This is a genomic window from Granulicella sp. S190 (assembly GCF_009766095.1).
In the GTDB taxonomy this organism is placed as follows: Bacteria; Acidobacteriota; Terriglobia; order Terriglobales; family Acidobacteriaceae; genus Edaphobacter.
This window is the reverse complement of record NZ_LMUD01000040.1, coordinates 1-23,977: the sequence shown is the minus strand read 5'-3', so window position 1 is coordinate 23,977 and position 23,977 is coordinate 1. Positions and strand designations below refer to the sequence as shown.

The 23,977-nt window shown below is 58.6% G+C and carries 19 protein-coding genes; 5 read left to right on the top strand and 14 right to left on the bottom strand.

All coding sequences use genetic code 11. The features are described from left to right. Positions 1–2 precede the first annotated feature (2 nt). Entirely contained in the window at positions 3–761 is a 759-nt protein-coding gene (locus GSQ94_RS18175; RefSeq protein ID WP_158945280.1) for an ABC transporter ATP-binding protein, read from the top strand. A 68-nt stretch (positions 762–829) separates the two neighbouring features. After that, positions 830–3,454 (top strand): hypothetical protein, encoded by a 2,625-nt coding sequence (locus GSQ94_RS18170; RefSeq protein WP_371417570.1) that lies wholly within the window; start codon positions 830–832, stop codon positions 3,452–3,454. A gap of 92 nt (positions 3,455–3,546) precedes the next feature. Here GSQ94_RS18170 and GSQ94_RS18165 read toward each other — a convergent pair whose 3' ends face one another. The 6 genes from GSQ94_RS18165 to GSQ94_RS18140 form a co-directional block, all read right to left on the bottom strand. Continuing rightward, entirely contained in the window at positions 3,547–5,157 is a 1,611-nt protein-coding gene (locus tag GSQ94_RS18165) for an amino acid permease (protein ID WP_158945279.1), read from the bottom strand. 24 nt (positions 5,158–5,181) lie between these two features. After that, complete coding sequence (locus tag GSQ94_RS18160) at positions 5,182–6,672, bottom strand: APC family permease (RefSeq protein ID WP_174240966.1); 1,491 nt, start codon at positions 6,670–6,672, stop codon at positions 5,182–5,184. 104 nt (positions 6,673–6,776) lie between these two features. Next, entirely contained in the window at positions 6,777–7,418 is a 642-nt protein-coding gene (gene thiE / locus GSQ94_RS18155; protein ID WP_158945278.1) for a thiamine phosphate synthase, read from the bottom strand. Positions 7,419–7,440: 22 nt separating this feature from the next. Beyond that, the gene (gene accC / locus GSQ94_RS18150; protein ID WP_158945277.1) at positions 7,441–8,796 is read right to left on the bottom strand and encodes an acetyl-CoA carboxylase biotin carboxylase subunit; all 1,356 of its coding nucleotides are present in this window, start codon (positions 8,794–8,796) and stop codon (positions 7,441–7,443) included. Between the two features lie 49 nt (positions 8,797–8,845). Then, positions 8,846–9,346 carry an acetyl-CoA carboxylase biotin carboxyl carrier protein gene (accB, locus tag GSQ94_RS18145; protein WP_158945417.1) on the bottom strand — a complete coding sequence of 167 codons (501 nt, stop codon included), beginning with the start codon at positions 9,344–9,346 and terminating at the stop codon, positions 8,846–8,848. Positions 9,347–9,385: 39 nt separating this feature from the next. Then, positions 9,386–10,471 carry a Xaa-Pro peptidase family protein gene (locus tag GSQ94_RS18140; protein WP_158945276.1) on the bottom strand — a complete coding sequence of 362 codons (1,086 nt, stop codon included), beginning with the start codon at positions 10,469–10,471 and terminating at the stop codon, positions 9,386–9,388. A 77-nt stretch (positions 10,472–10,548) separates the two neighbouring features. On the opposite strand from GSQ94_RS18140, the gene GSQ94_RS18135 reads away from it, so the two are divergent. Further along, positions 10,549–11,424: a metallophosphoesterase gene (locus GSQ94_RS18135; RefSeq protein WP_158945275.1), complete on the top strand. Its 876-nt coding sequence runs from the start codon at positions 10,549–10,551 to the stop codon at positions 11,422–11,424. Positions 11,425–11,432: 8 nt separating this feature from the next. On the opposite strand, the gene GSQ94_RS18130 is transcribed toward GSQ94_RS18135, so the two are convergent. From GSQ94_RS18130 to GSQ94_RS18095, 8 genes are all read right to left on the bottom strand, one after another. Beyond that, positions 11,433–11,636 (bottom strand): hypothetical protein, encoded by a 204-nt coding sequence (locus GSQ94_RS18130; RefSeq protein ID WP_158945274.1) that lies wholly within the window; start codon positions 11,634–11,636, stop codon positions 11,433–11,435. Positions 11,637–11,641: 5 nt separating this feature from the next. Then, positions 11,642–11,896: a helix-turn-helix domain-containing protein gene (locus tag GSQ94_RS18125; RefSeq protein WP_158945273.1), complete on the bottom strand. Its 255-nt coding sequence runs from the start codon at positions 11,894–11,896 to the stop codon at positions 11,642–11,644. A 136-nt stretch (positions 11,897–12,032) separates the two neighbouring features. Continuing rightward, the gene (locus tag GSQ94_RS18120; RefSeq protein WP_158945272.1) at positions 12,033–13,073 is read right to left on the bottom strand and encodes a 6-phosphofructokinase; all 1,041 of its coding nucleotides are present in this window, start codon (positions 13,071–13,073) and stop codon (positions 12,033–12,035) included. 200 nt (positions 13,074–13,273) lie between these two features. Next, positions 13,274–14,305 carry an MBL fold metallo-hydrolase gene (locus tag GSQ94_RS18115; RefSeq protein WP_254063969.1) on the bottom strand — a complete coding sequence of 344 codons (1,032 nt, stop codon included), beginning with the start codon at positions 14,303–14,305 and terminating at the stop codon, positions 13,274–13,276. A gap of 32 nt (positions 14,306–14,337) precedes the next feature. Next, positions 14,338–15,198 carry an HAD family acid phosphatase gene (locus tag GSQ94_RS18110; protein ID WP_254063968.1) on the bottom strand — a complete coding sequence of 287 codons (861 nt, stop codon included), beginning with the start codon at positions 15,196–15,198 and terminating at the stop codon, positions 14,338–14,340. After that, positions 15,167–16,957 (bottom strand): long-chain fatty acid--CoA ligase, encoded by a 1,791-nt coding sequence (locus tag GSQ94_RS18105; RefSeq protein ID WP_158945271.1) that lies wholly within the window; start codon positions 16,955–16,957, stop codon positions 15,167–15,169. Before GSQ94_RS18105 ends, GSQ94_RS18110 begins: the two co-directional genes overlap by 32 nt. Positions 16,958–16,978: 21 nt before the next feature. Further along, positions 16,979–17,632, bottom strand: coding sequence for a TetR/AcrR family transcriptional regulator (locus GSQ94_RS18100; RefSeq protein WP_158945270.1), 654 nt, complete (start codon positions 17,630–17,632; stop codon positions 16,979–16,981). A 338-nt stretch (positions 17,633–17,970) separates the two neighbouring features. Continuing rightward, on the bottom strand, positions 17,971–22,539 hold the full coding sequence (locus GSQ94_RS18095) for a glutamate synthase-related protein (RefSeq protein WP_158945269.1): 4,569 nt from the start codon (positions 22,537–22,539) through the stop codon (positions 17,971–17,973). A 202-nt stretch (positions 22,540–22,741) separates the two neighbouring features. Here GSQ94_RS18095 and GSQ94_RS18090 point away from each other — a divergent pair, with 202 nt between their 5' ends. Further along, on the top strand, positions 22,742–23,182 hold the full coding sequence (locus GSQ94_RS18090; protein WP_158945268.1) for an arginine repressor: 441 nt from the start codon (positions 22,742–22,744) through the stop codon (positions 23,180–23,182). After that, on the top strand, positions 23,175–23,977 hold an 803-nt coding region (locus tag GSQ94_RS18085; protein WP_254063967.1), incomplete at its 3' end, for an Asd/ArgC dimerization domain-containing protein. The genes GSQ94_RS18090 and GSQ94_RS18085, both read left to right, overlap by 8 nt.

Genomic DNA, 23,977 nt, shown 5'->3' with positions numbered 1-23,977 from the left:
GGATGGCCATCGAAACTGCAGTCGAATCCAATCTGAGCACCAGCAACGCCTCCGGTCCCAACCCCGGAGACGTCATCGTCACCGACAATCTCTGGAAGACTTACGAGATGGGCGACCAGCAGGTACATGCCCTCCGCGGTGTCAACCTCCGCATCCGCCATAACGAGTATGTCGCCATCATGGGGCCCTCCGGCTCGGGAAAGTCGACACTGATGAATCTGATCGGTTGCCTCGACTCACCCTCCCAGGGCCGTTATTGGCTCAACGGCCACGACGTCTCCGAGCTCAACGACGACGAACTGGCTCGCATTCGCAATAAAGAGATCGGTTTCGTCTTCCAAACCTTCAATCTCCTTGCCCGTGCCACCTCGCTCCACAACGTCGAACTGCCCCTTATCTACAACGGAACACCCGCCGCCGCACGTACTGAGCGCGCAAAGAGCGTCCTTGAGTCGGTCGGCCTCGGCACCCGCATGATGCATAAGCCTAACGAACTCTCAGGCGGTCAGCGTCAGCGCGTCGCCATAGCACGCGCCTTGGTCAATAAGCCCTCCATCATCCTCGCCGACGAACCTACCGGCAATCTCGACTCCAAGACCGGCGACGAGATCATGGCGCTGTTTGATGACCTCCACGCCAGCGGCAATACTATCGTCCTCGTCACTCATGAACCCGACATCGCCGAATACGCCCACCGCATCATCACCATCCGGGACGGTGTCGTCGCCGGCGACCACTTGTCCTCGCGCATTCGCAATTAGTAGTGGTAGAGAATCAACGACATCCGGTGAACAGCCACTGGAACCTCTTAGCCGTCTAAAATAGGATGATGGCAAAAGTGTTTCGTCGTTCGCGCATCGTTGGAACTCTCGCTGCCACACTTCTGGCTTTGCCGCTGCTTCATGCAGATCCCGCGCGTTTTGACCTCGCAGGTCCAAAGGTAGATGTACACGTAACCCGCTCGGGCAAAACCCTGCCGATCGCCCAGGTTCCCAATCTCCAGCCGGGCGACAAGATATGGCTCCGCGCCGACCTCCCGCCCACGCAATCGGTCCACTACCTGCTCGTCGCAGTCTTCCTGCGAGGCACCACCAATCCGCCTCCCGAAAACTGGTTCACCGAGATCCAGACTTGGAACAAGAAGGTCCGCGAAGAGGGCGTCACCATCACCGTCCCTGCCGAAGCCCAGCAGGTCATCCTCTTCCTCGCGCCTGAGACTGGCGGCGACTTCAGCACTCTCCGCTCTGCCGTACGCGGCCGCCCCGGCATCTTCGTTCGTGCCTCACAAGACCTCATCGAATCCGGCTTCGAACAAGCCCGTATCGAAACCTACCTCGCCGCCATCCGTCGCGTCCCGCCCGACGACGCCAAGGGGCTCGCCGAACACTCCGACCTCCTCTCCCGAACCCTCAATCTCAAACCCAACGCCGACTGCTTCAAGCGACCCGTCGACACACAATCTACTTGTCTCACCCAGGCCGGAAACCAGACCCTCCTCGACGATGGCCATGGCCAGTCCGTCGCCGATGCACTCAACGACGGCTCCAACTCAGACCTCATAAATCAAGCGAGCTACACCCGCCTCGCTGGCGGCGGAAACTACAGCCCCTACGTCGGCGCTATCGTCGACCTCATCCGCATCACCAGCACCCTCCACACTGCTAAATATCAGTACATCCCCGCCATCGCCTTTCCCGACGGCGACGCCCTCAACCTCCGCCTCAACACCCCGCCTTCCTTCAACAACCCCAAATCGGTCATCGTCATCGGTCTCCCTGCCATTCAGGCTGCAGTGCCCCCGCCTCTGCGCTCCACCCACCCCGAAAGCATCGCCTGCCTGCTAAAGCCAGAAGTGATTCTCCCCGTTGAGGGCGCGCCTCTGGTCTATGCAACAGCTCTGGCACACGATCTCGTCCTCCACGTCGACGGCCCAAACGGCGGTACCGATATTCCCGTCACTCCAGACGCCTTTCGAGGCGGTCTGGTCCTCGCTCACGCTCCCGCCCGCAAGCCTCTGCCCCTCGACTCAAGCGTCCCTTCCGACACCGATTCCAAGCCGACCGCAACCCCCGAATCCCACCCCTCAGAAACAGCTTCTGCGCCAGTGCCGCATCAGGCCACAAACGCCGTCACCGGCACCATCACCGGCTTCTGGGGCTTCGACGCCTTCAAAGGTCCAACCCTCCAACTCCAGGACACCCCAGGCAAAGACTGGAAGCTCGCCGACGATGACGTTCTCATCGCCGGTCGCGAAAACCATCTCATGCTCAGCTCCACCGGCACAGCCTGCTTAGACACCGTCTCCCTCGACACCAGCGCAGGCAAACTAGTCGAAGCCAAGTGGAAGCCCGCGGACAAACCCGCTGCTGTCGATGTCACCGTCTCGCTCAAATCCATCGACCCCGGCTCCCTCCACCTCGCCATCAAGCAGTTCGGCGACGACAAAGCCGACACCGTCGCAGCCAAAACCTACTCCGAGCCCGCCCGCCTCACCGCGCTCGAACTCCACGCCGGCGACACCACCGCCGATCTCACCGGCACCAGCCTCGACCAGGTCCAGCAGCTCACCATCGACAAGCTTGTCTTCACTCCCGCCCCGGTCAACATCCCATCCAATCAGGACACCGCAACCCCCATACCCGCTCCTTCAAACTCGGACACTCAACTCCGCCTCACTCTTCCGCCGAACAGCCAGGCGCCAAAACTCAAGGTTGGCGAGCATCTCACGGCCCGCTTCTCACTCAATGACGGTCGCACCCTCACCCTTCCCGTCACCGTCGCGCCCCCTCGTCCCTCCGTCACTCTCATCAGCAAGAACATCGGTCAGGCTACCCCGACGTCCATCCATCTCGCGGGCGACGACGACCTACCGTCAGACGAACTACTCACCTTCTCACTCAAATCCGTAGCGTCATTCCCCCGCACCGGCAAGATTGAGATATCGAACGCCGACGACAGCCTTCGCACCACGCTCAGCGTCTCAACCGGCAATCTGGTGCTCCAGAACCCCCACACTCTCCTCGCAACTCTGGACCCGATCAAAGACTTCGGAACCTCCGCCTTCGGCCCACTCCGTCTCCATCCCATCTCTCCCGACGGAACCACAGGCGACTGGATCCCCCTGGTTACCCTCGTCCGGCTTCCCACCTTCAAAGACCTGCGTTGCCCCACAGACGCTAGCCAACCCTGCACCATCACAGGCTCAAGCCTCTATCTCGTGGACTCCATCGCAACCGATCCGGCCTTCACCGCCCCCACCACGGTCCCTGAGGGCTTCGTAGGGACCACCCTAACTCTCCCCCGCCCCCCCAAAGCCGGCTTCTTCCTGCGTCTGCGCGATGACCCGACAGCCGCGAACATCGTAACCCTTCCGATCCTCCCAGCTTCGGGATCGGCATCCGCCCCTTACGCCCCATCGATATCCTCGAACCCCAAAGGCCCAACTAAAAATTAGCTACTTTAGACGTCATAAGCAGATCCGCAAAGCGGAATGGGCGCCGGCTATAGCCGGACGCCCGTTAGACCCATTGAGAGAGCAAGCCTTATTTACTTAGTCTCCACTGACCGCTTCTCTTCAAGCGCCAGCTGCAAGGTGCTGTGCTTTCTACTGTAAGTGAAGTACACAACGAGACCGATGATCAACCATACGATCAAACGCACCCAGTTCCACACTCCAAGCTTGTACATCATGTAGCCGTTGAAGATGATTCCAAGAGCCGGAACGAACGGCACCCACGGTGTTTTGAACGGCCTTACCCGATCCGGATCGGTCCTTCGCAACACAATGACGGCGATACATACGATCACAAACGCCAATAGCGTTCCGATATTTACCATCTTGCCGATATCGTCGATAGGAGTAACGCTGCCCACGATCGCCGCCAAAAACCCAGCCAGTATCGTACCCTTCCACGGCGTTCTGAACTTGTGATGAATATCGCCAAAAAACTTCTTGGGCAACAACCCATCATGCGCCATCGAGTACAGCACGCGGCTCTGGCCAAGCAGCATCACCAGCATGACGCTTGTAAGCCCAGCCAGCGCTCCAAACGTCACAACATTCGAAGCCCAGCCAAGATTGTGATCCAGGAACGCCCGGGAGATCGGCGCTTCGATATTCACCTCGCGCCAGGGAACCATCCCCGTCAGTACTGCCGCCACTCCGATGTAAAGCAGAGTGCAGATCGAAAGCGACACAATGATCCCTATGGGAAGATCGCGTTGCGGATTCTTTGCCTCCTGTGCAGTCGTAGACACTGCGTCGAACCCGATATACGAGAAGAAGACCAGTCCCGCAGCCAAACCAATTCCACCCACGCCAAACGGCGCGAAGCTATGCCAATCCGTGCCCCAGTTCGACTTCGTAATGTAGTGCGATCCCAGTCCAAGCACAAAAAGCACGATGCCGACCTTGATCGCCACAATGGTCGCATTGAACTTCGCGCTCTCTTTAATGCCGACCACCAGCACCGCTGTAATCAACAGCGCAATCAGAAAAGCCGGAACATTGACTCCGATCTCTACACCAAAGATGTGCGGCGCATTCAGCAGAGCGTGAGCCTGTGTCACCAGTTCGGGAGGGTGTGCAGCCTTCAAGGCGTCCATTGCATCGCTGAAGTCCGGTGTACCCGGGACCATCCCGGGATGCGAACTTAATACCATGCCTCTCGCCACCCGATCGGTCGCCTGTCGTAGCCCGGTCCAATGATCATAGGCCAGCCACAATGGAAATCTCAGATGGAAGATATTCAACATCTCAACAAAATTATTAGACCAGCCCGAACTCACCGTACTCGCGCCCATCGCATACTCAAGTGTCAGATCCCACCCGATGATCCAGGCAATCAGCTCGCCCAGCGTCGCATACGCATAAGTGTAGGCGCTTCCCGCCAGAGGAATCATCGCGGCAAACTCCGCATAGCACAGACCTGCAAAAGCGCATCCAAGTCCGCTCAGTACAAAAGCAAGCATTAGGCTCGGTCCGGCAGTCCTCGCTCCCAACCCGCTCAACACGAAGATACCTGCGCCAATCACTGCGCCGATGCCAAGCGCAGTCAGTTGCACCGGACCCAGCACTCGCTCCAGCGTATCGACGCCGTGCTCATTCGCCTCGGCCATCATCGTGTTCATTGACTTCTTGGCAAACAGATTTCCCATGCGTGTTCTCGTCTCCCAACTTCCCTAATCAGCTTCCGTAACTGCCTGTCTCTTCCACACCAGGTACACCGGAATACCCAACAAAACAAGAATCAGGCCCGGCCATGTGTATTGAGGTTTGTAACGCAATAGTACTGCACAAATCCACAACGCCATTACGATATACAGCGCTGGCAACACTGGATATCCAAACGCTTTATAGGGTCGTACAGCATCCGGCCGCGTGCGCCGCAACACAAATAACCCCGCAATAGTCAGAATATAAAAGACCAGCACGGCAAAGATTACATAATCCAGCAGCTGTCCATAGCTCCCCGAAAGGCACAGCAGGCAAGTCCACCCCCACTGTACCCACAGAGAGTTGACCGGCGTCTTCGATCTCTCGCTCAGCCGCCCAACCGATTGGAAAAACAGCCCATCCCTGCTCATCGCGTAGTACACCCGAGCCCCGGCCAGCAGCATTCCGTTCACGCAGCCAAACGTCGAAACCAGAATCGCCGCGGCCATCAGCTTCGCGCCATACCCCGCAAAAGCCTGCTCCATCACCGCTGTAGCCACCCGATCCTCTGCAGCAAACTGAATCCCACGTCCCGCTATCGTCGTCGCAGCCGCGTCTCCCATCATCGGCAGCACACTAAGGTAGACGAAGTTGCAAAGCACATACAGTAGCAGCACCACGCCTGTGCCGATCGCCAGCGACAGTGGAAGATTTTTCTTCGGGTTCCGAATCTCCCCCGCCGTAAACGTAACGTTATTCCAGGCATCCGAACTGAACAACGAACCGACCTGCACCACAGCCACCATCGTGAACAGCCCCACATACGCGGTCGGACCGCCCACCCCCACCTGCACGGCATGCAACGTATGCCAGCCTGCACCTGCCCAGAAGTTGTGCCAGCCTGCACCGAAGTTCGCAGCAACAGCGATAGAACTCTTGGCCAGCACCCCCACTAGTACCACCGCAGCCAACGCCAGCACCTTGGCGGAGGTAAATACGTTCTGCACCGCAGCGCCCATCCTCACACCAAACGTGTTCAGCAGCGTCAACAGCGTGATTACCACGATCGCCGACAGGTTCGCCGTGTTCAATCCAATATCCATGTTGCCCAGCACCATCGGGCCCACATGCCATGCCGGAACATGACCGATATGCCAGATCCAGTTCTGCGCACTCACACTCGGAATAAAGACTCCGAGAAACTTACCGAACGCGACACCCACCGCCGCAATTGTTCCTGTCTGGATCACCAGAAACAGGGTCCATCCATATAAGAATCCCCATAATGGCCCCAGCGCCTCGCGAAGATAGACATACTGCCCGCCCGCTTTAGGCATCATCGCTGCCAGCTCACCATAGCTGAGCGCCCCGATGATCGTCATCGCTGCGGTAACCAGCCACGCCGCAATCAGCAGTGCCGGCGACCCCAGCCCACGCGACATATCGGCTGACACAATAAAGATGCCCGACCCAATCATCGATCCCATTACGATCGCGGTAGCTGAAAACAAACCCATTCCCTGCACAAACTGTGGCGCGTTCGACGCTCCTTCGCCATCGGCCGCAGTCAGTACAGGAGCACTAAGTTCAGTTTTTTTCACAAGATTCACGTCTGTCTCTTCTACCGTAAACCATTGAGAAAGTCTCTCGCCAATTTCTCAACCGGTTCTCCCTCAACGACCAAACCGCTGATCACCGCCACAGAATCCGCTCCCGCCTCGATCACGCTCCGCGCATTCGCCCGCGTAACTCCACCAATGGCCACAATCGGCTTCTTCGTCAGCGTCCTCGCCAGCCTCACGCCTTCCAACCCAATCACCGGCTCGGCATCCAGCTTCGTTCCTGTCGCAAAGACCGGTCCCACGGCAACGTAATCCGCGCAACTCAAATCCGCTACACGGACCTGCTCTTCTGCATGAGTTGATACGCCAACCCAACACTCCAGCCCAACGACCCGCCGTGCATCCTCAGGCGTCAGATCCTCCTGACCCACATGAACGCCATCCCACCCCGCAATCACAGCCAGATCCGCTCGGTCATTCAACACTAGTAGGCACTCTGTACCTGCAAAAATCTCGCGTAGGGTCTCTGCATTCCGCAGAATCGTCTGCGGGGCACTCTCTTTATCGCGATACTGCACCAACCCCACACCGGCATCACGAAGCGATCGAGCAAAATCGGAGAGAGCGATACCGCGCTTCGCCAACACACCCGCATCAATTACCGTATAAAAACTAGGAAGAGAACGCAGCACGCTCTTCATGCCTTCACGTCCCCTTCGCAGCCTAACTGTCCTTTTGCCGTTCGAAGAACCGTTCCATAAACTTCGTATCGAACTGTCCCGATCGAAACTCCTTATCGGCAAAGATCTTCTCATGCAATGGAATCGTCGTATGTATTCCCTGAACCACGAACTGCGACAATGCCCTCTGCATCTTGTTCATCGCCTCTTCGCGATCTGCTCCATGGCAGATCAACTTCGCGATCAACGAGTCATAGTACGGCGGCACAAATCCCTCGGCATACTGCGCCGTATCCACTCGCACACCGTTGCCTCCAGGAAGGTTGAACGCCGTAATCTTTCCTGCGCTCGGCGTAAACTTCTCCGGATGCTCGGCATTGATGCGGCACTCAATCGCATGCCCACGAATCTCCACCGGCTTCGTGATAATGGAGGTCAGCTTCTCTCCCGCGGCAATCCTCAGCTGCGCCTTCACCAGGTCGATACCTGTAACCATCTCGGTAACACAATGTTCCACCTGGATTCGGGTATTCATCTCGATGAAGTAGATCTTGCCGTCCTCATCCATCAAAAACTCAATCGTCCCGGCATTCCAATAACCGATATTCTCCAACGCCTTCTTAATCGTCTTACCCAACTCCTCCCGGAGCTTAGGCGTGATCATCAAGCTTGGAGCTTCTTCAATCAGCTTCTGATGTCGCCGCTGGATAGAGCACTCCCGCTCTCCAAGGCTCATCACATTCCCATGCTCATCCGCCAGCACCTGGAACTCAATATGCCGAGGCCGCTCGATGAACTTTTCCATGTACATGTCGCCGTTGCCGAACGCATTCGCCGCTTCGGTCGAAGCCTGCTGATACATTCCCGGCAGCTCTTCCTTGTTGCGGCAAATCCGCATACCGCGACCACCACCACCCGCTACCGCCTTCAGAATTACCGGATACCCAACATCCTTCGCCCACTCCAGCGCTTCGTTCTCGTCGGCGATGATTCCATCCGAGCCCGGCAGAATCGGCACCTTCGCCTTCTTCATCGTCTGCCGCGCCGTGGACTTCTCGCCCATCATTCGCGTCACCTCTGGTGGAGGCCCAATGAACTTGATATTCGACGCTCTGCAAACCTCGGCAAAGTTCGCATTCTCACTCAACAGACCATACCCTGGATGAATCGCATCCACATCCGCGATCTCGGCAGCCGAGATCACCGCAGGCACATTCAAATAGCTATCTGCCGACCGCGGAGGGCCGATGCAGATCGCTTCATCAGCGAACCGCACATGAAGCGAATTTCGATCCGCCTCGCTATACACCGCAACCGTGCGGATACCCATCTCCTTGCAAGCGCTGATCACGCGCAGTGCAATCTCCCCACGATTAGCAATCAGAACCTTACGAAACATAAATACAGATGCCTTCCATCAAACTTTGCTGACGAATCGCTTCAGTCTCTTAACGCGCCTTGATGGCAAACAGCGGTTGCCCATACTCCACCGGCTGTCCGCTCGCTGCGATCCGCTTCACTACTTCGCCTGCCACATCGGACTCAATCTCGTTCATAAGCTTCATAGCCTCGACGATGCAGAGCACCTGGCCGACCTCTACCTGATCCCCCACCTTCACAAACGAAGGGGTACCCGGCGAGGGCGACTCATAGAATGTTCCTACAATCGGCGACTTAACCTCGTGCAGCTTCTCTTCGACCTCGGCCACCGGAGCAGCCGCTGCTGGGATTGCCGCTACTGGAACCGCAGAAGCCGCCGGTGCAGCAGGTGCCGAAGCCATTAATCGGCTCAAGTGGGCCATATCGAACCCGCCGGCAGCCGCTGCCGGCTCGCCCGCAAATTTGATCCGCACCTTTAGATCGTCCTGCTCCATATCGAACTCGGCGATCTCATTCGCCTTCAGAAACTCCACCAGTTCGCGCAGCTCATTCAACTTATTTCCGTCCATCATGTCTCTTCCCGTGCCTCTTGCGGCACCAACTCGTTTTTATAGCTCTATCCAGGCCTTCACACTCGGCGTCAAGATCTCACCGCCATTCGCAGTCACCAGAACCATATCCTCAATGCGCAACCCGAACCGTCCAGGCAGATACACGCCAGGCTCGATTGTAATCACCATTCCCTGCTCCAGCACCTGCGTCTGCTTCGCCGCAAGCCGTGGTCCTTCGTGAATCTCCAGCCCTACACCGTGCCCGGTGGAATGGCTGAAGTATTTGTCCAGCTTCACCCTCCGCAAAACGCTTCGGGCGGCCTCGTCCACCTCTCCGGCAGTCACTCCCGGAGCCACAGCGGCGACTGCAGCCTCCTGCGCTTCCAGCACAGAATCATACACGTCCCGCTCCATGGGCAATCCCTTGCCTATGTGCACGGTACGGGTCATATCGCTGCAATATCCGTCGAGAATAACACCGAAGTCCAGCGTAACGAACCCCTGCTTCGGCAGCCTGGCAGCGGTTGCATGCCCATGCGGCAACGCCGATCGCTCTCCACTCGCCACAATCGTATCGAACGACATCCCCTCAGCACCCGCCAGCCTCGCCGCGTACTCCAGCGTCGCCGCCACCTCCACTTCGGTCAGCCCCGCCTCAAGATACGTCAGCATCCCATCGAACAACTCGCACCCCACCTGCGCCGCAACCCTCAGACGCTCTATCTCGTCCGCGTCCTTCACCTCTCGCATTCCGGCCACCACCGGCCTCACCGCGACAAACATCCCTCTGCGCACCTTCGCGGACAACGACTTCCGCATCGTCTCCAAACCTGTCACTGTTGTGTGCGTAGCATCAAATCCACAGCGCTTCACTCCGGCACTTTCAAGCCACTCGCAAGCCGCCACCACCGCCGGCTTCTTTGCAATCACGACCTTTGTCCCTGCCGCCTCGGCCCGTGCCTGCACCGTATAGCGTCCGTCGGTAAACAGCGTCGCTCGCCCACCCACCAGCACCAACGCTGCACTCGAGCCCGTAAACCCGCATAAGTACCGAACATCCGGCAGATGAGTCAGCAACATGGCATCGACACCGGCCATCTTCGCTGCAGCTCCTGCTCGTCTCTTCCTCAAACTAAAGTTCATTACCTTTGATTCTACCCAACTCCGTGACACACACACTCTCCTTTGGTCTATCCCACATCTACCCGCTATCATGGGACATGCCCGGCTCTCCCCCCTCTCAGCCGTCGCGCTTTACTCGACGCAACTTCCTCATTGGCACCGGCACCACCGCCGCAGCATTCGCCCTCTACGCTGGGGAGATTGCACGCCATGAAATCGGAATAGTTCAGCGACCCATCGACATCGCGAACCTCCCCGCTGCCTTCCATGGCTACCGCATCGTTCAGCTCAGCGACATTCACCTCGACGAGTACACCGAACCGTTCTTCTTCGAGCGCGTCATCGAGAAGGTCAACACTCTCGCTGCCGACCTCGTCCTGCTCACCGGCGACTTCATCACCCACGGCTCCCTCACCTTCTTCAATGGCAAGCACGCCGTCCACCGCTGCGCCGAGATCATCTCGACTCTCACCGCCCCTCTGCGGTATGGCATCCTCGGCAACCACGACGTAGCCGTCAGCGCCCCCATGGTCATTCAAGCTCTCTCCAGTCGCGGCACACCGCTTCTCGTCAACCAGCACCTTCCCATCGAACGCAACGGTGCGCGCCTCTGGCTCTGTGGCGTTGACGACCCAGGCACCAGTGCTCCCGACCTCAACCTCGCCATCCCCACCGCACCCGACGGCCCAGTCATACTCATGGCGCACGAGCCTGACTACGCGGACACCGTCGTAGCCCACCCCCGAGGTCCACTCGTCGATCTCATGCTCTCTGGCCACTCCCACGGCGGTCAGGTTCGCCTGCCTTTTCTGGGCCCTCTCATCTTGCCCCCACTAGGCGAGCGTTACCCCGAAGGCCACTACCGCTTCAACCGAATGCAGCTCTACGTGAACCGCGGTCTCGGCACGGTCGGCCTTCCCTTTCGTCTCAACTGCCCACCCGAGATCACCGTTATCACCCTTGGAGCGGCCTGATCCCACACTTACGCGCCAAAGGCAGTGAAAAAGATCATCACAATCCCCGCACCAAGCAAAGCCACTGCCCCCAGCAGCCGCCAGACGACGCTATACCACGGCTTCCCTGCAGCCGACCAGCAAAGCTGAATCGCAAACCAGAACGCCGCAACCGCAGTCGCCCCGAACAGGACAATGTATCCATTAATGTGAAGCGCTAACGGGATAGTCAATCCACCTACCGTGCCCGCGCTACCGGCTTCTTCTGCTTCGGCATCACAGCAATCGGAGTCGGCGCCTTCACGCCCGACTTCTCATCCATCCATGAATCCAGCAGCGTCTTCTTAAAACGCCACCGGTTTCCAAGTTTGAATGCCGGGATAAAACCCTCCGACGCATATCGGTACAACGTATCCCCGCTGATGCCCAGATACTCCGACGCCTGCCGGATGTCCATCACCTCGCGTACCGTTGCCTGCACCGACACAGCCATCACAGTCTCCGTTCAGCCCAAGTCCATTCAGTCCAAGATCGAGGGAAGATCACCTGACATCGATGTCGGCTGAAGAACCAGCCGACACCCTCTTTGTACCCGCTTTCGCCTACCGGCACAACTAAAATCTCCTTTGTTAACTGGAAGCTAACGGCTGTAACCCCTTCATGACCGCCAGTAGATCCTCCCCGACCGTCCTCGTCTTGGCAATCGCATCGGCCAGTGGAATATCCGTAATCTGCGTCCCCTTCAACACCACCAGCCGGCCGAACGTCCCCGCATGCACCAGGTTAATCGCCGCAACGCCATACCGCGTAGCCAGCATCCGGTCATAGGCTGAAGGAGTCCCGCCACGCTGCGTATGCCCCAGGTTCACACTCCGCGTCTCGTATCCAGTCCGCTTCTCGATCTCTTCGGCCAGCGCCTGCCCAATCCCACTCAACCGCGCGTGGCCAAAAGAATCGACGGCGGTCCCATGCGTCGCCTGACCCGTCTCCGGAAACTGCGCCCCCTCAGCCGCCACCACAATCGAAAACTTCTTCCCATGTTCGCGACGATACTTTACCAACCGGCAGACCTCTTCGATATCGATCGGCACCTCAGGCACCAGAATCACATCCGCACCACCCGCAATCCCAGCAGTAATCGCAATCCATCCCGCATCGCGACCCATCACCTCGCATACCATCACGCGGTTATGCGCCTCTGCAGTCGAGTGCAGCCGGTCGACCGCCTCGGTCGCAATCCCCACCGCTGTATCGAATCCGAAGCAAGCATCGGTCCCATTCAAATCGTTATCGATGGTCTTCGGCACCCCAACGCACTTCACACCCTTCTCGCTCAGAGCCAGGCTGATCGACTGCGTATCGTCTCCGCCCAGCGCAATCAAAGCATCGAGCTTATGCTTGCCCAACACCTCGACGCACTTATCGAACCCACCCGGAATCTTCTTCACATTCGTCCGTGAAGACCGCAGAATCGTCCCACCACGATGCAGAATTCCAGACGTCGTCTCCAGCGTGAGCGGCATCGTCACATCATCCAGCACGCCGCGCCAGCCCTCCATAAACCCAACAAACTCGTCCCCATGATGCAAAATCCCTTTACGCACCACAGCCCGAATCACCGCATTCAGCCCAGGACAATCTCCGCCGCCAGTCAACATCCCAATCCGCATCAAGCCTCCTTCGAACGTAAGCGGAATCATACTACCGGAACCTTATTTACTGCCGAACAGACCATCTGCGAACGGGAATCAAAGCCGAGCAACGCGAGCCCCACAGAAATCGCGACACCAGGACCGGCATAAAAGTCACGAAGTGACCGCCCTCCGCGCAGGAGGCCCGTCCGGCAGGACAACAGTCTCCAAAAAATAGACTAACGCCACCACTCCGACCGCACCTCGACCCCACTCAAAACCTCGGTCGGTCGCCCCGGCTCGGGGGCCCACAACTGAATCCCGCGCTCTTCCGCCAACTCCAGCATCCGTGTAATCGGCTGTCGCCACGCATGCAGCGCCAGGTCAAACAGCCCCCAGTGGATCGGCATCATCAGCCCCTTCCCACCCAGCGCCTCGAACGCCCGCGCCGCGCCATCAGGTCCCAGGTGAATCCCGTCCCACAGCGCATCGAACGCACCAATCTCCAGCATCGTCAGATCGAACGGCCCATACGCCGCACCAATCTCCGCGAATCCCTCCCACCATCCCGAGTCCGCGCCAAAGTAAATCGTATGCTTCGGCCCTTTGAAGATAAATGCAGACCACAGCGTCTCAAATCGATTGAACAAGCTCCGTCCGGAGAAGTGCCGCGCCGGTACAGCCGTAATCTCCAGCCCACCCACGGACACACTCTGTGTCCAATCCAGCTCCGAGATACGCGAAGCCTCAACCCCGAACCCGCGCAGCTCGTCTCCCACTCCCAGCGAGGTCACCCATCTCGCACCGCGCATTGACTCCAATCCCGCAAGTCCTCGAATCGTAGCCTCGCCCAAATGGTCGTAGTGGTCATGCGACACCAACACCACATCCACAGGCGGCAGATCTTCCAGACGCATCGGCGCTGCGAAAAAACGTTTAGGCCCAGCCCAACGCATCGGCGAAGCCCGTTCATCCCAAATTGGATCTATGAGCACTCGCACCCCATCGACCTCCACCAGCATCGAAGAGTGTCCCATCCAAGTCACCCGCAGACCACCCTCCGGAGAAGTCGCATAAACAGAAGTATCCGTTTTGAATGGCCCGAGCGCCTTCGCAGGTACCGTCTCAGCTCTATTCATCAGGTAATGCGGCAGCACTTTAAAAATCGTGCTCAATCCACCGATCACCGTAGGAACCGGATTCAAAAATCTCCGTCCCACCTTATTCGCCCGCCGCAACATCGTTCTATCGCTGGATACTACAGTCCCCAAGGCAAGCCCCTCTCAGATAAGTCCAGACACTCTCAAGGCAAATAGTAAAAGGGATTGGGCAGTTTCACACTAACTTCCGCTTTGGGCTCACCATTCAGATCACTCCACTGGTCCCCCACGCTCATCACAATGCGATACCCCGCATCCACAATCTTCTTCCGTTCCTCACTCTTGTACGCAACCGTGTCCATCGTCTTTTGCGGCCCCTCTCGCAGAGCCAGCCCCTTCCACCCTTTATAACCGGCAGCCTCCAGATTCCTGGCCGTAGCTGCCTTCTGCTGCCCCGGCCTCCCGGTAATAAAGAAAACCTCCAGCCCCGCCGCACGAGCTTCAGTAAACAGCCGCAACGTTCCCGGCACCGCCATATCAGCCTCCGGAGATACCGCCCACTCATTGAAAGGCACCGAGATGAATCCGTAGTCTTCCCGCTTCATCTCGCAGTAGTTCGTCAGCGAAGTCTCATCGATATCCAACACCAGCGCCAGCTTCTCCCCGTCCTTGCGAGTAGCAATCAGCCGTCCCAGCTCCACCTCCGCCCGCTTCGTCTGCGCATCAAGGTCCATCCAGTAACAGCCGCCCGTTCCCACGCAGTCGGCATAGTCCGATAGGCGGTACCGCGCCACGCCGAAGTTCTCCATCGGCTCCGCCGCAACCAGGATCGTAGGATCCGCCGCCGCTATCTCAGCTGTAGTCACCGCAGCCGCCACTGAAGGCCTCGCCCCCACAGTCGGCCTCAAACTCGCAGCCGTCTTGCCTCCCGGCACAGCGCAAACCGGCGGCTCCATCTGCGCCAGGCAAACCCCACCAGCCAGCGCCACGACTCCGGCAACCCGCAGCACTCCTACCCTCACCAGATTCAACTCACCCCTTCGACGCAGTAGCCTCATCCGCATAGAAGTCTCCAATCTCCTTCGCGTACTTCTGCTCCACCACTCGCCGCTTCAGCTTCATACTAGGTGTAAGCGTTCCATCCTCCACGCTCCACTCCTCCGGGACAACGCTCATACGCTTCATGCTTTCAAAGTTCGCCAGCCCGATATTTACCTTGTCCACGATCTCCTGGTAAGCCTTCACCACCTTCGCGTCCTTTACCAGCGCCACATGGTCGCTCGTCGCAATCCCCTGTCCCTTCGCCCATCCCTCAAGCGCCGCAAAGTTCGGCGAGATCAGCACGCACGCAAACTTATGTTTATCTCCCACCAGTGCAGCCTGCGCCACTAGAGCGTTCGCCTTCAGCTTATTCTCAATCGGCTGCGGCGCAATCAGTTTGCCGCCACTGGTCTTGAGCAGCTCCTTCTTCCTGTCCGTAATCGAAAGATACCCATCCTTATCGATATTCCCGATATCTCCCGTCTTGAACCACCCATCCTCGGTAAAGACCTCCGCCGTCTCCTTCTCTTTCTTCCAATACCCAACGAACACCGACGGCCCCCGCACCTCCAGCTCGCCATCGGCAGCAAATCTGCACTCGACATTTGTCAGCGCCTTCCCCACCGTCCCAATTCGATGAGCCTCTGGATAGTTCACCGCAATCACCGGCGAGGTCTCCGTCAACCCGTACCCCTCGAAGATCCGAATCCCCACATCTGCAAACCACCCCGCCGAATCCATCCCCAGCGGAGCCCCGCCAGAGATGAAGACCTCCGCGCACCCGCCAAACGCCTCATGAATCTTCGAAAACACGAGCTTGTTCGCGATCTTCCAACTCATCGAACCCGGCGTCTTCCCAGCCAGTATCTCCGCCCTGTGCTTCTTCCCCACACCCAGCGCCCATCGCAAAATCTTCAACTTCACCGGCGACGCCGCTGACTTGCCCTCCACGGCCTGCCGAATCTTTTCGTACACCCGCGGCACAGCTAAAAAGATCGTCGGTTTCACCGCCTGCATCGCCACCGCCAGCTGATCGAACTTGGGACAATAGGCCAGCCGCACCCCATAACAAAGCAGAGCATAGTCCGTATGCCGCGCCGTCACATGCGACAACGGCAGAAACGAAATGCAGCTGTCCTTATCCGAAAAGCCCATCTTCCCCGTCGAGTAGTTCACATTGCTGATCAGATTGCCGTGCGTCAGCATCACACCCTTCGGCTCGCCGGTCGTACCCGAGGTATAGATAATCGTCGCCAGATCCTCCGGCTTCAACGTCTTCAACATCGCATCGAACTCGGCACTCCGCTGCTCTCGTTCTTTAGCCCCCTGCATCAGCGCGCCAAAGCTCTCCGCATTCGGATACTCTCCCGCATCCATCACCACCACATGCTCCAGCTCCGGCAGATCCCCCGCAGCCGAAAGCTTGTCATACTGCTCCCGCGACGACAGCACCGCCACCTTCGCGCCGGAGTCCCGCAACATATATCCGATCTGCTCCGGCGTCAGCGTCGGATAGAGCGGCACATCCACGCACCCGATCGACATTGCAGCGAAGTCCGTCACCGGCCACTCCCAGCGGTTCTCCGAGAGAATCGCCACCCGGTCCCCCTTCACCAATCCCCACCCGCGAAAGACATCCGCCAACGCCCGCACCCGCCCATACAATTCATCAGAAGTAATAGGCTTCCACGTCCCGCCGAACTCCTGCGACATCATCACTGCACGGTCGCCCCGACCTGTTGCCTGCTCTAAAACATCATTCAAGGTCGCAAAATCAAACATTCCTTATCTCCAAATCCATTATCATCTCGCCTGAATCCCACTCAGCAGCACATCGATCACCTGGGCAGCCGTCGCCTTCGAATCATAGACCCGCCCCGTGAACACCGCCGAACTTAGCAGCTCATCGATCGCCCCAAACATGCAGTGCGCCACCACGCCATCGGAGACATCACGCCGGAAGATCCCCTCCTGCTGCCCTCTCCGCACCACCTCACGCACCACCTGGATGTACTTCACCAGGTGATGGTGCGAAAACTCCGCAATAAACTTCGCGCTCTGCCGCACCTCGGTCTGCATCAGCACCGCCATGCTGCGATTCACGGCATGGCTCTCCAGGTGAACCTGTGCGATGTACTCCAGCTGCTCCCGCGGCCCGTGTAGAGTCTTGAACTCCTCCTCCACCTGCCTGTGAAACTTGTCGAAGGTCGAGTCGATCGCCGTCCGTAGCACGTCATCTTTGCTCTTGAAATAAAGATAGATCGTCCCATCGGCCACCCCGGCCCGCTTCGCAATCGCGCTCACCGGTGAACTGAAATAGCCATGTTCGGCGATCACCTCTACCGCTGCATCCAGAATGCGCTGATATTTTTCGCTTCCAGGTCCGGTTGCTGGTGCCTCTGCCTTTGTTAGATCAGGCCTCGTCGTCTTCGCTTTACGTTTCAGTCCAGGCCTCAAACCGGAAATCTCCAGTGCCGCCACTCTAATGAATTGGCATGACTTTGCCAAGAATGAATTGCGATTCATTTACCCCACAATGAATCTTTATGCACTCTCTTCCTGTATTCCTAGACTACAAACGGAACTTCCCACTCTCTCCGTTTCCCTTATCCGTCCGCGTCCTCTCTCGATTCGAGTGGGCTCATTCGCTTGACCTTGCATGCCTTTTATCTGCCGTTGCGTGCTTTTATGTTTGTCATTCCGCAGCGCCAAGGAGGAATCTGCTGTTAGCGCAGCTCGACCGACCATCGTAAGCGGCGAAGTGAAACAAACCCTCCATGCGGGAACTAAACCCTTTAAGCCTGTGGCCGTGGAGTCAACTTCACAAATGCCGCAGCCTGAGCCAGCCAATCAGACAGCATCGTCTGCCCAAGCCCACTCCCCGACTCCTTCACATGCTCAATAACTAAGGCTCGCAGACTCTCCTGAGCCTCGGTTCCAACCGCGTTAAACGGCTCAGCATCAATAAAGTCCGGGTGATACCTCGCCCCAGACAAGAAGGAACCATCTGCATCAAGCACCCACGCCAGACCACCCGTCATTCCCGCCCCAAAGTTCATCCCCACCCGGCCAAGAATCGCAACCGTTCCTCCGGTCATGTACTCGCATCCGTGGTCGCCTACACCCTCGACTACCGCCGTAGCACCGGAGTTGCGAACCGCAAACCGCTCCCCCGCACGTCCCGCCGCAAACAACTTGCCGGAGGTCGCACCATATAGAGCTACATTTCCCAGAATCACATGATTCCCACTATCCTTCGCCGCCAGGCCGCGCGCTCGAATCACAAGCTCACCACCCGACAGTCCTTTGCCAACAAAATCGTTCGCCTGCCCATCGAGCACCAGCTTCATCCCTTCCACCGTGAACGCGCCAAACGACTGCCCGGCCGTTCCTGTCAGATTGAAGGTGACATCTGCCGCCAACTCACCCTGCGCCCGGCGCAGTGCAAGCTCTCCTGCCAACCGCGAACCAACCGCCCGGTCGCAGTTCGCAATCTTCGAATCCATCACGAACGGCATCTCTGCATCGATCGCAGCCATCGCAGGCGCAACCCAGGCCTCATCGAGCGGCGGACACGCCAAAGGCTGATTGTTCCGCACTCCCATAAACCTGCTCGGGCCATCCGACACTCTGGTCAACATCGGTTGCAGATCCAGATTTCCGTCAAAACGCACCTGCTCCAGCAAGTCGGATCGTCCCACAGCCGCCTCAATCGACGGCAGACCATAACGAGCCAGCAGATGTTGCAGATCGCCCGAAAGCTGCTCGAAGAATCGCACCACATGCTCCGGCTTTCCACGGAACTTTGCACGCAGCTCAGGCTTTTGCGTCGCAATGCCCGTAGGGCAAGTATTCAGATGACACTGCCGCGCCATATCGCAGCCCAGCACCACCAGCACCGCAGTTCCGAATGCATACTCGTCCGCACCCAGCAACGCGGCGACCAGGATGTCCCGAGCCGTAGCCAGCCCGCCATCGGTCCGCAGCCGCACTCGTCCCCTCATGCCGTTCTGAATCAGCACCTGCTGCGCCTCAGCCAACCCAAGTTCCCACGGATTCCCGGCATACTTGATGCTCGAAAGCGCAGCCGCACCGGTCCCGCCAGTATTCCCGGCGATCACGATAAAGTCTGCATAAGCCTTCGCCACGCCAGCCGCAACCGTGCCCACACCACAACCCGACACCAGCTTCACCCCAACCGCAGCGCGTGGATTCACCCGCTTCAGGTCGTAGATCAGCTGCGCCAGATCTTCAATCGAATAGATATCGTGATGCGGCGGCGGAGAGATCAGCGAAACCCCAGGCTGCGCATGACGCAAACGCGCAATCAATCCGCTCACCTTATGCCCGGGCAGCTGGCCGCCCTCGCCAGGCTTCGCGCCCTGCGCCACTTTAATCTCAATCTCCTCTGCGTGTGCCAGATACTCCGCCGTCACGCCAAACCGTCCCGACGCCACCTGCTTGATCTTGTTATTCAGCGATACATGGACCGCAGGAGCCTCCACCGCAGCCTCTGCAATTGCAGTCCCTCCACCCGACCGCGCAGCAAGGCTCATCCCGCCACCGGTATCAATGCGCTCAGCGCTCTCCGGGTGCAGCCGATACACCGCCGAATCCTCTCCACCCTCACCCGTATTCGAGCGGCCGCCAAGCATATTCATCGCAGCCGTAATCGTCTGGTGAGCCTCCGGGCTCAGCGACCCAAGCGACATCGCACTTGCCACAAATCGCTTGCACAGTTCCGCCGGCATCTCGACCTCGTGCAACCCAAGCTCAGGCCCCGCCGGACGAATCTCAAGCAGATCCCGCAACACCGCAGGATCGCGCGCGATCACGTCCTTCGTGTAGATCGCAAATGCACCCGCGGGATCGGTAGGCTGCGGCACATTTCGCGCACTCCCCACCACCGACTGCAGCGCCTTCACCGTTGGCGGCTGCCACGCATGCGGCTCCGAAACGTCCGCCTTACGGAACCGAACCCAACCATAGTCCGGCAGCTCCGTCGCAGCCGCAGAAACAGCCGCACCTGGCACCCAGGTCTGCCGCAGCTGCCGCTCCACCTCAGCAAATCCCACGCCGGACAACGGCGCAGGCGTCCCAAAGAAACATCGCGCCACCACACTCGAGTGCAGACCGAGAATGTCGAACAGATGCGCCCCCCGATAGCTATCCACCACCGAGATCCCCATCTTCGACATCACCTTCGCCAGCCCCGCATCGAGCGACTTCATCATCTTTCGCTCAGCGTCCAGCGCATCCGTACCAGCAGGAGCAAGGCTCATCCCCGTCTCCAGCGCCAACCAAGGACACACAGCACCGGCGCCGTATCCAATCAGTACCGCAGCGTGATGAATATCCCTGCAATCGCCCGCCTCAACAGCAAGCCCCGCCAGCGTGCGCAACCCTGCATTCACCAGCGCATGATGCACCGCACCCGTAGCCATCGCCATTGGAATCGGCAGCCTCTCCGCGCTCGAGCTGCGGTCCGAGAGCAATAGAATCCGCGCCCCCTCTCGCACCAGCTTGATAGCCTGCATGCAAAGCTCATCGATTCCCTGCTTCAACGTCTTCTCCACGCTGAACACCGCCTGCAACTCCGCAAGCTTCAACTCATCCTTGTGCGGATAATCCCCCTTACGCAGAGCATCAACCTGCCCCAGCGTAAGAAACGGAGAAGGCAGCGACAGCCCCGGCAGCGGAGCATTCTTATCCAGCATGTGTGGCCACGGCCCAAGCCGAGTATGCAGCTGCACGACGCAGGCCTCGCGCAGCGGATCGATCGCAGGATTCGTCACCTGCGCAAACCTCTGCCGAAAGTACGCATACACAGGCCGCGGCGACCGGGCCAAAAACGCCAGCGGCGTATCGTCCCCCATCGAATACACCGCGTCCTTACCCTCCACAGCCATCGGCTGCAGGATCATCTTCACATCTTCCCGCGTGTACCCAAACCCGCGCTGCAACGCAGCCAGCGCAGTCGAATCCACAGCAATTACATCTACAGCAATCAGCGGAGTATCTTCGACGAGCTTCGCGTACGTCGCCCCCGCGTCGAAAAGCTCCAGCAGCTCCTCATCCTCATAAATCTTGTGGTTCTCCAGATCCACCAGCAGCATCTGCCCTGGCCCCAACCGGCCGCTATGCGTCACCTCTTCCGGGTCGAGATCCACCAGTCCCGCCTCAGACCCCGCCACCACCAGCCCTTTACTAGTGATCGCGAATCGACAAGGCCTCAATCCATTCCGGTCCAGCGCAGCGCCCACCACTCGTCCATCGCTGAACGCCAGCGCAGCAGGACCATCCCACGGCTCCGCACAGTCTGTGTGGTACCGCAGAAACGACGACTCATGATGCCCCTCGGTCGCAGGCGGCAACAGCATGCGGATCGACTCCGCCAGCGTCCTGCCATTCTGCGAGAGCAGCTCCACCGCCTCGTCCAGGCTCGTAGAATCCGTTCCATCCTTGGTCAGCACCGGCTTGCACTCCACCGGCAGCGTCGAGTCGCGAGCGTCCATTCGCGCCCGGTTTCCCCACACCGTGTTGATCTCACCGTTATGTCCCAGCTTCCGTCCCGGCTGCGCCCGATGCCACGTCGGCAACGTATTCGTCGCATACCGCTGATGAAACACCGCAAACGGCGTCACATACTCCGCCGACGCAAGATCTGGATAAAACTCCCGCAACAGACTCCCGGTACACATCGCCTTGTAGACAATCGTCTGCGACGACAGCGAGCAGACGTATCCCGTCACATCTCCCTGCTCATGCGCACGCTCAAACTGCTTCCGCGCCAGATACAGCCGCCGCTCCATCGTCTCCGGCTCTGCATCTGCTGCATCCACAACCAGCACCTGCCGAATCTTCGGCATCGTCCCCAGCGCCATCTCACCCAGGTGCTCAGTCTTCACCGGAACGTCGCGCCAAAAAAGCACCTCAAAGTCATGCGACAGCAGGCACCGCTCCAGTACCTCCTCGGCACGAGTCTCCTCCAGCGGAACCAGCAGCATCCCCACACCCAGCGTCTGCTTGTCGTCTAGCGAAACATCTGCAGCCTTCAACAGCAACGACCGCGGCACCGCAGTCATCACACCCACACCATCGCTGCTCTTGCCATCCGCAGCCGTCGCCCCACGATGCGCCAGCCGGCCCAGCGCCGTCAGCGCCTGCTCCAGAATCACATGCGAAGCCGCGGCATCCACCGAAGCCACAAAACCCACACCGCAGGAATCATGATCGAAACGCTCATCGATCAGCGAGAGCGAAGCATTTAACGAGCGAGAAGCATCCAGGGAGAGCGAAACCTCGGAAGAACCATCCACATCTCGGCGAGTTGGGTTCAGACTAGCTGCAAGAGACCGTTCCATGCTTCACTATACGTCGCGGCGGATAAAAAATACGTAGCCGCGATCCCTTCCTTTTTATGATTGGCGATTCATCCTCTACAAAAAAGGACGAGATATGCATGTATAAATATACACAAATAATGTATATTTATACATAACAAGTAAGCTCGATATTGAGCCTCTATTGACGACTTAAATACAAGAACACAGGTACAACAAACTCATGAAACAACAGCGTCACGCCGTAATTCGAGAATTGCTGGTAAAAACCGCAGTCACCAGCCAGGACGAGCTACGTCGAAAACTTGCCGGACGCGGATTTCATGTCACTCAAGCAACATTATCGCGCGACATTCACGAGTTGCGGCTAAATAAAGGGCCCACCGGCTACTCGCTTCCCGGCGGCAACGACTCCGACGAGGACGCGCTCCCCGGAATCCGCGAAGTCCTCGAAAGCTTCGGCCTTGAGGTCCGTCAGGCCATCAATCTCCTCGTCCTCGTCACCACCACGGGAAGCGCTCAACCCATCGCCGCCGGCATCGACTACGAAGATTGGCCGGAGGTCATCGGCACCATCGCAGGCGACGACACCGTCCTCATCATCTGCCCCGATGAGAAGCAGGCAAATCTCCTCAAGATACGAATCGAAGGCTACCTTGGCTAATTTGGCAACCTCAGAGACTCTCGAATCCACCCTCACGCACTCCACCGCGCCCCGCACGGCCATCGTGGGCATCGGCGGCTACGCGGGCGGAGAGCTCGCACGCCTGCTCCTGCATCACCCTAGGCTCCATAAAACAGCGCCTGTCTTCCTGGGCCGCGCCGGCGAAGCCGAGACCGCCAGCAAGATCTTCCTCGAAGATCTCCACCCGCAGCTCGCAGTTGCCGGCGGCCATCGCAGCCACGAGATCCTTCCCTTCAACTGGGAACGCCTTGTAGACTCCGGCACCAAGGTCCTCTTTCTCGCCACCCCACATGAGCAGTCCCGCGAGTGGGTCCCGCAGGCCATCTCACGAGGCATCAAGGTCATCGATCTCAGCGGCGCATGGCGTCTCCAACACCCCGCCAACCGCGAGATCTACAAGCTCAAGGACGCAGACGCGGATCACGCCGCGCAGCTTCAGTCCGAAGCCGTCTATGGTTGCCCCGAGCTTCACCGCGACGAAATCCGCAAAGCCCGGTTGGTGGCCAACCCTGGCTGCTACGCGACCTCGGTCATCCTCGCGCTGGCTCCTCTCATTCAGGCCGGCGTCGTCGATCTCGATCACGGCATCATCTGCGACTCCAAGTCCGGAGTCAGCGGCGCAGGCAAGGCGCCCACCGCCAAGACGCACTTCATGTACGCGGCGGACAACCTCTCTGCCTACGCCGTTTTCGGCCACCGCCACACCGGCGAGCTGCTCGAGCAACTCCACATCACCGGAGATCAAATTCAGTTCACCCCGCATCTATTACCCAT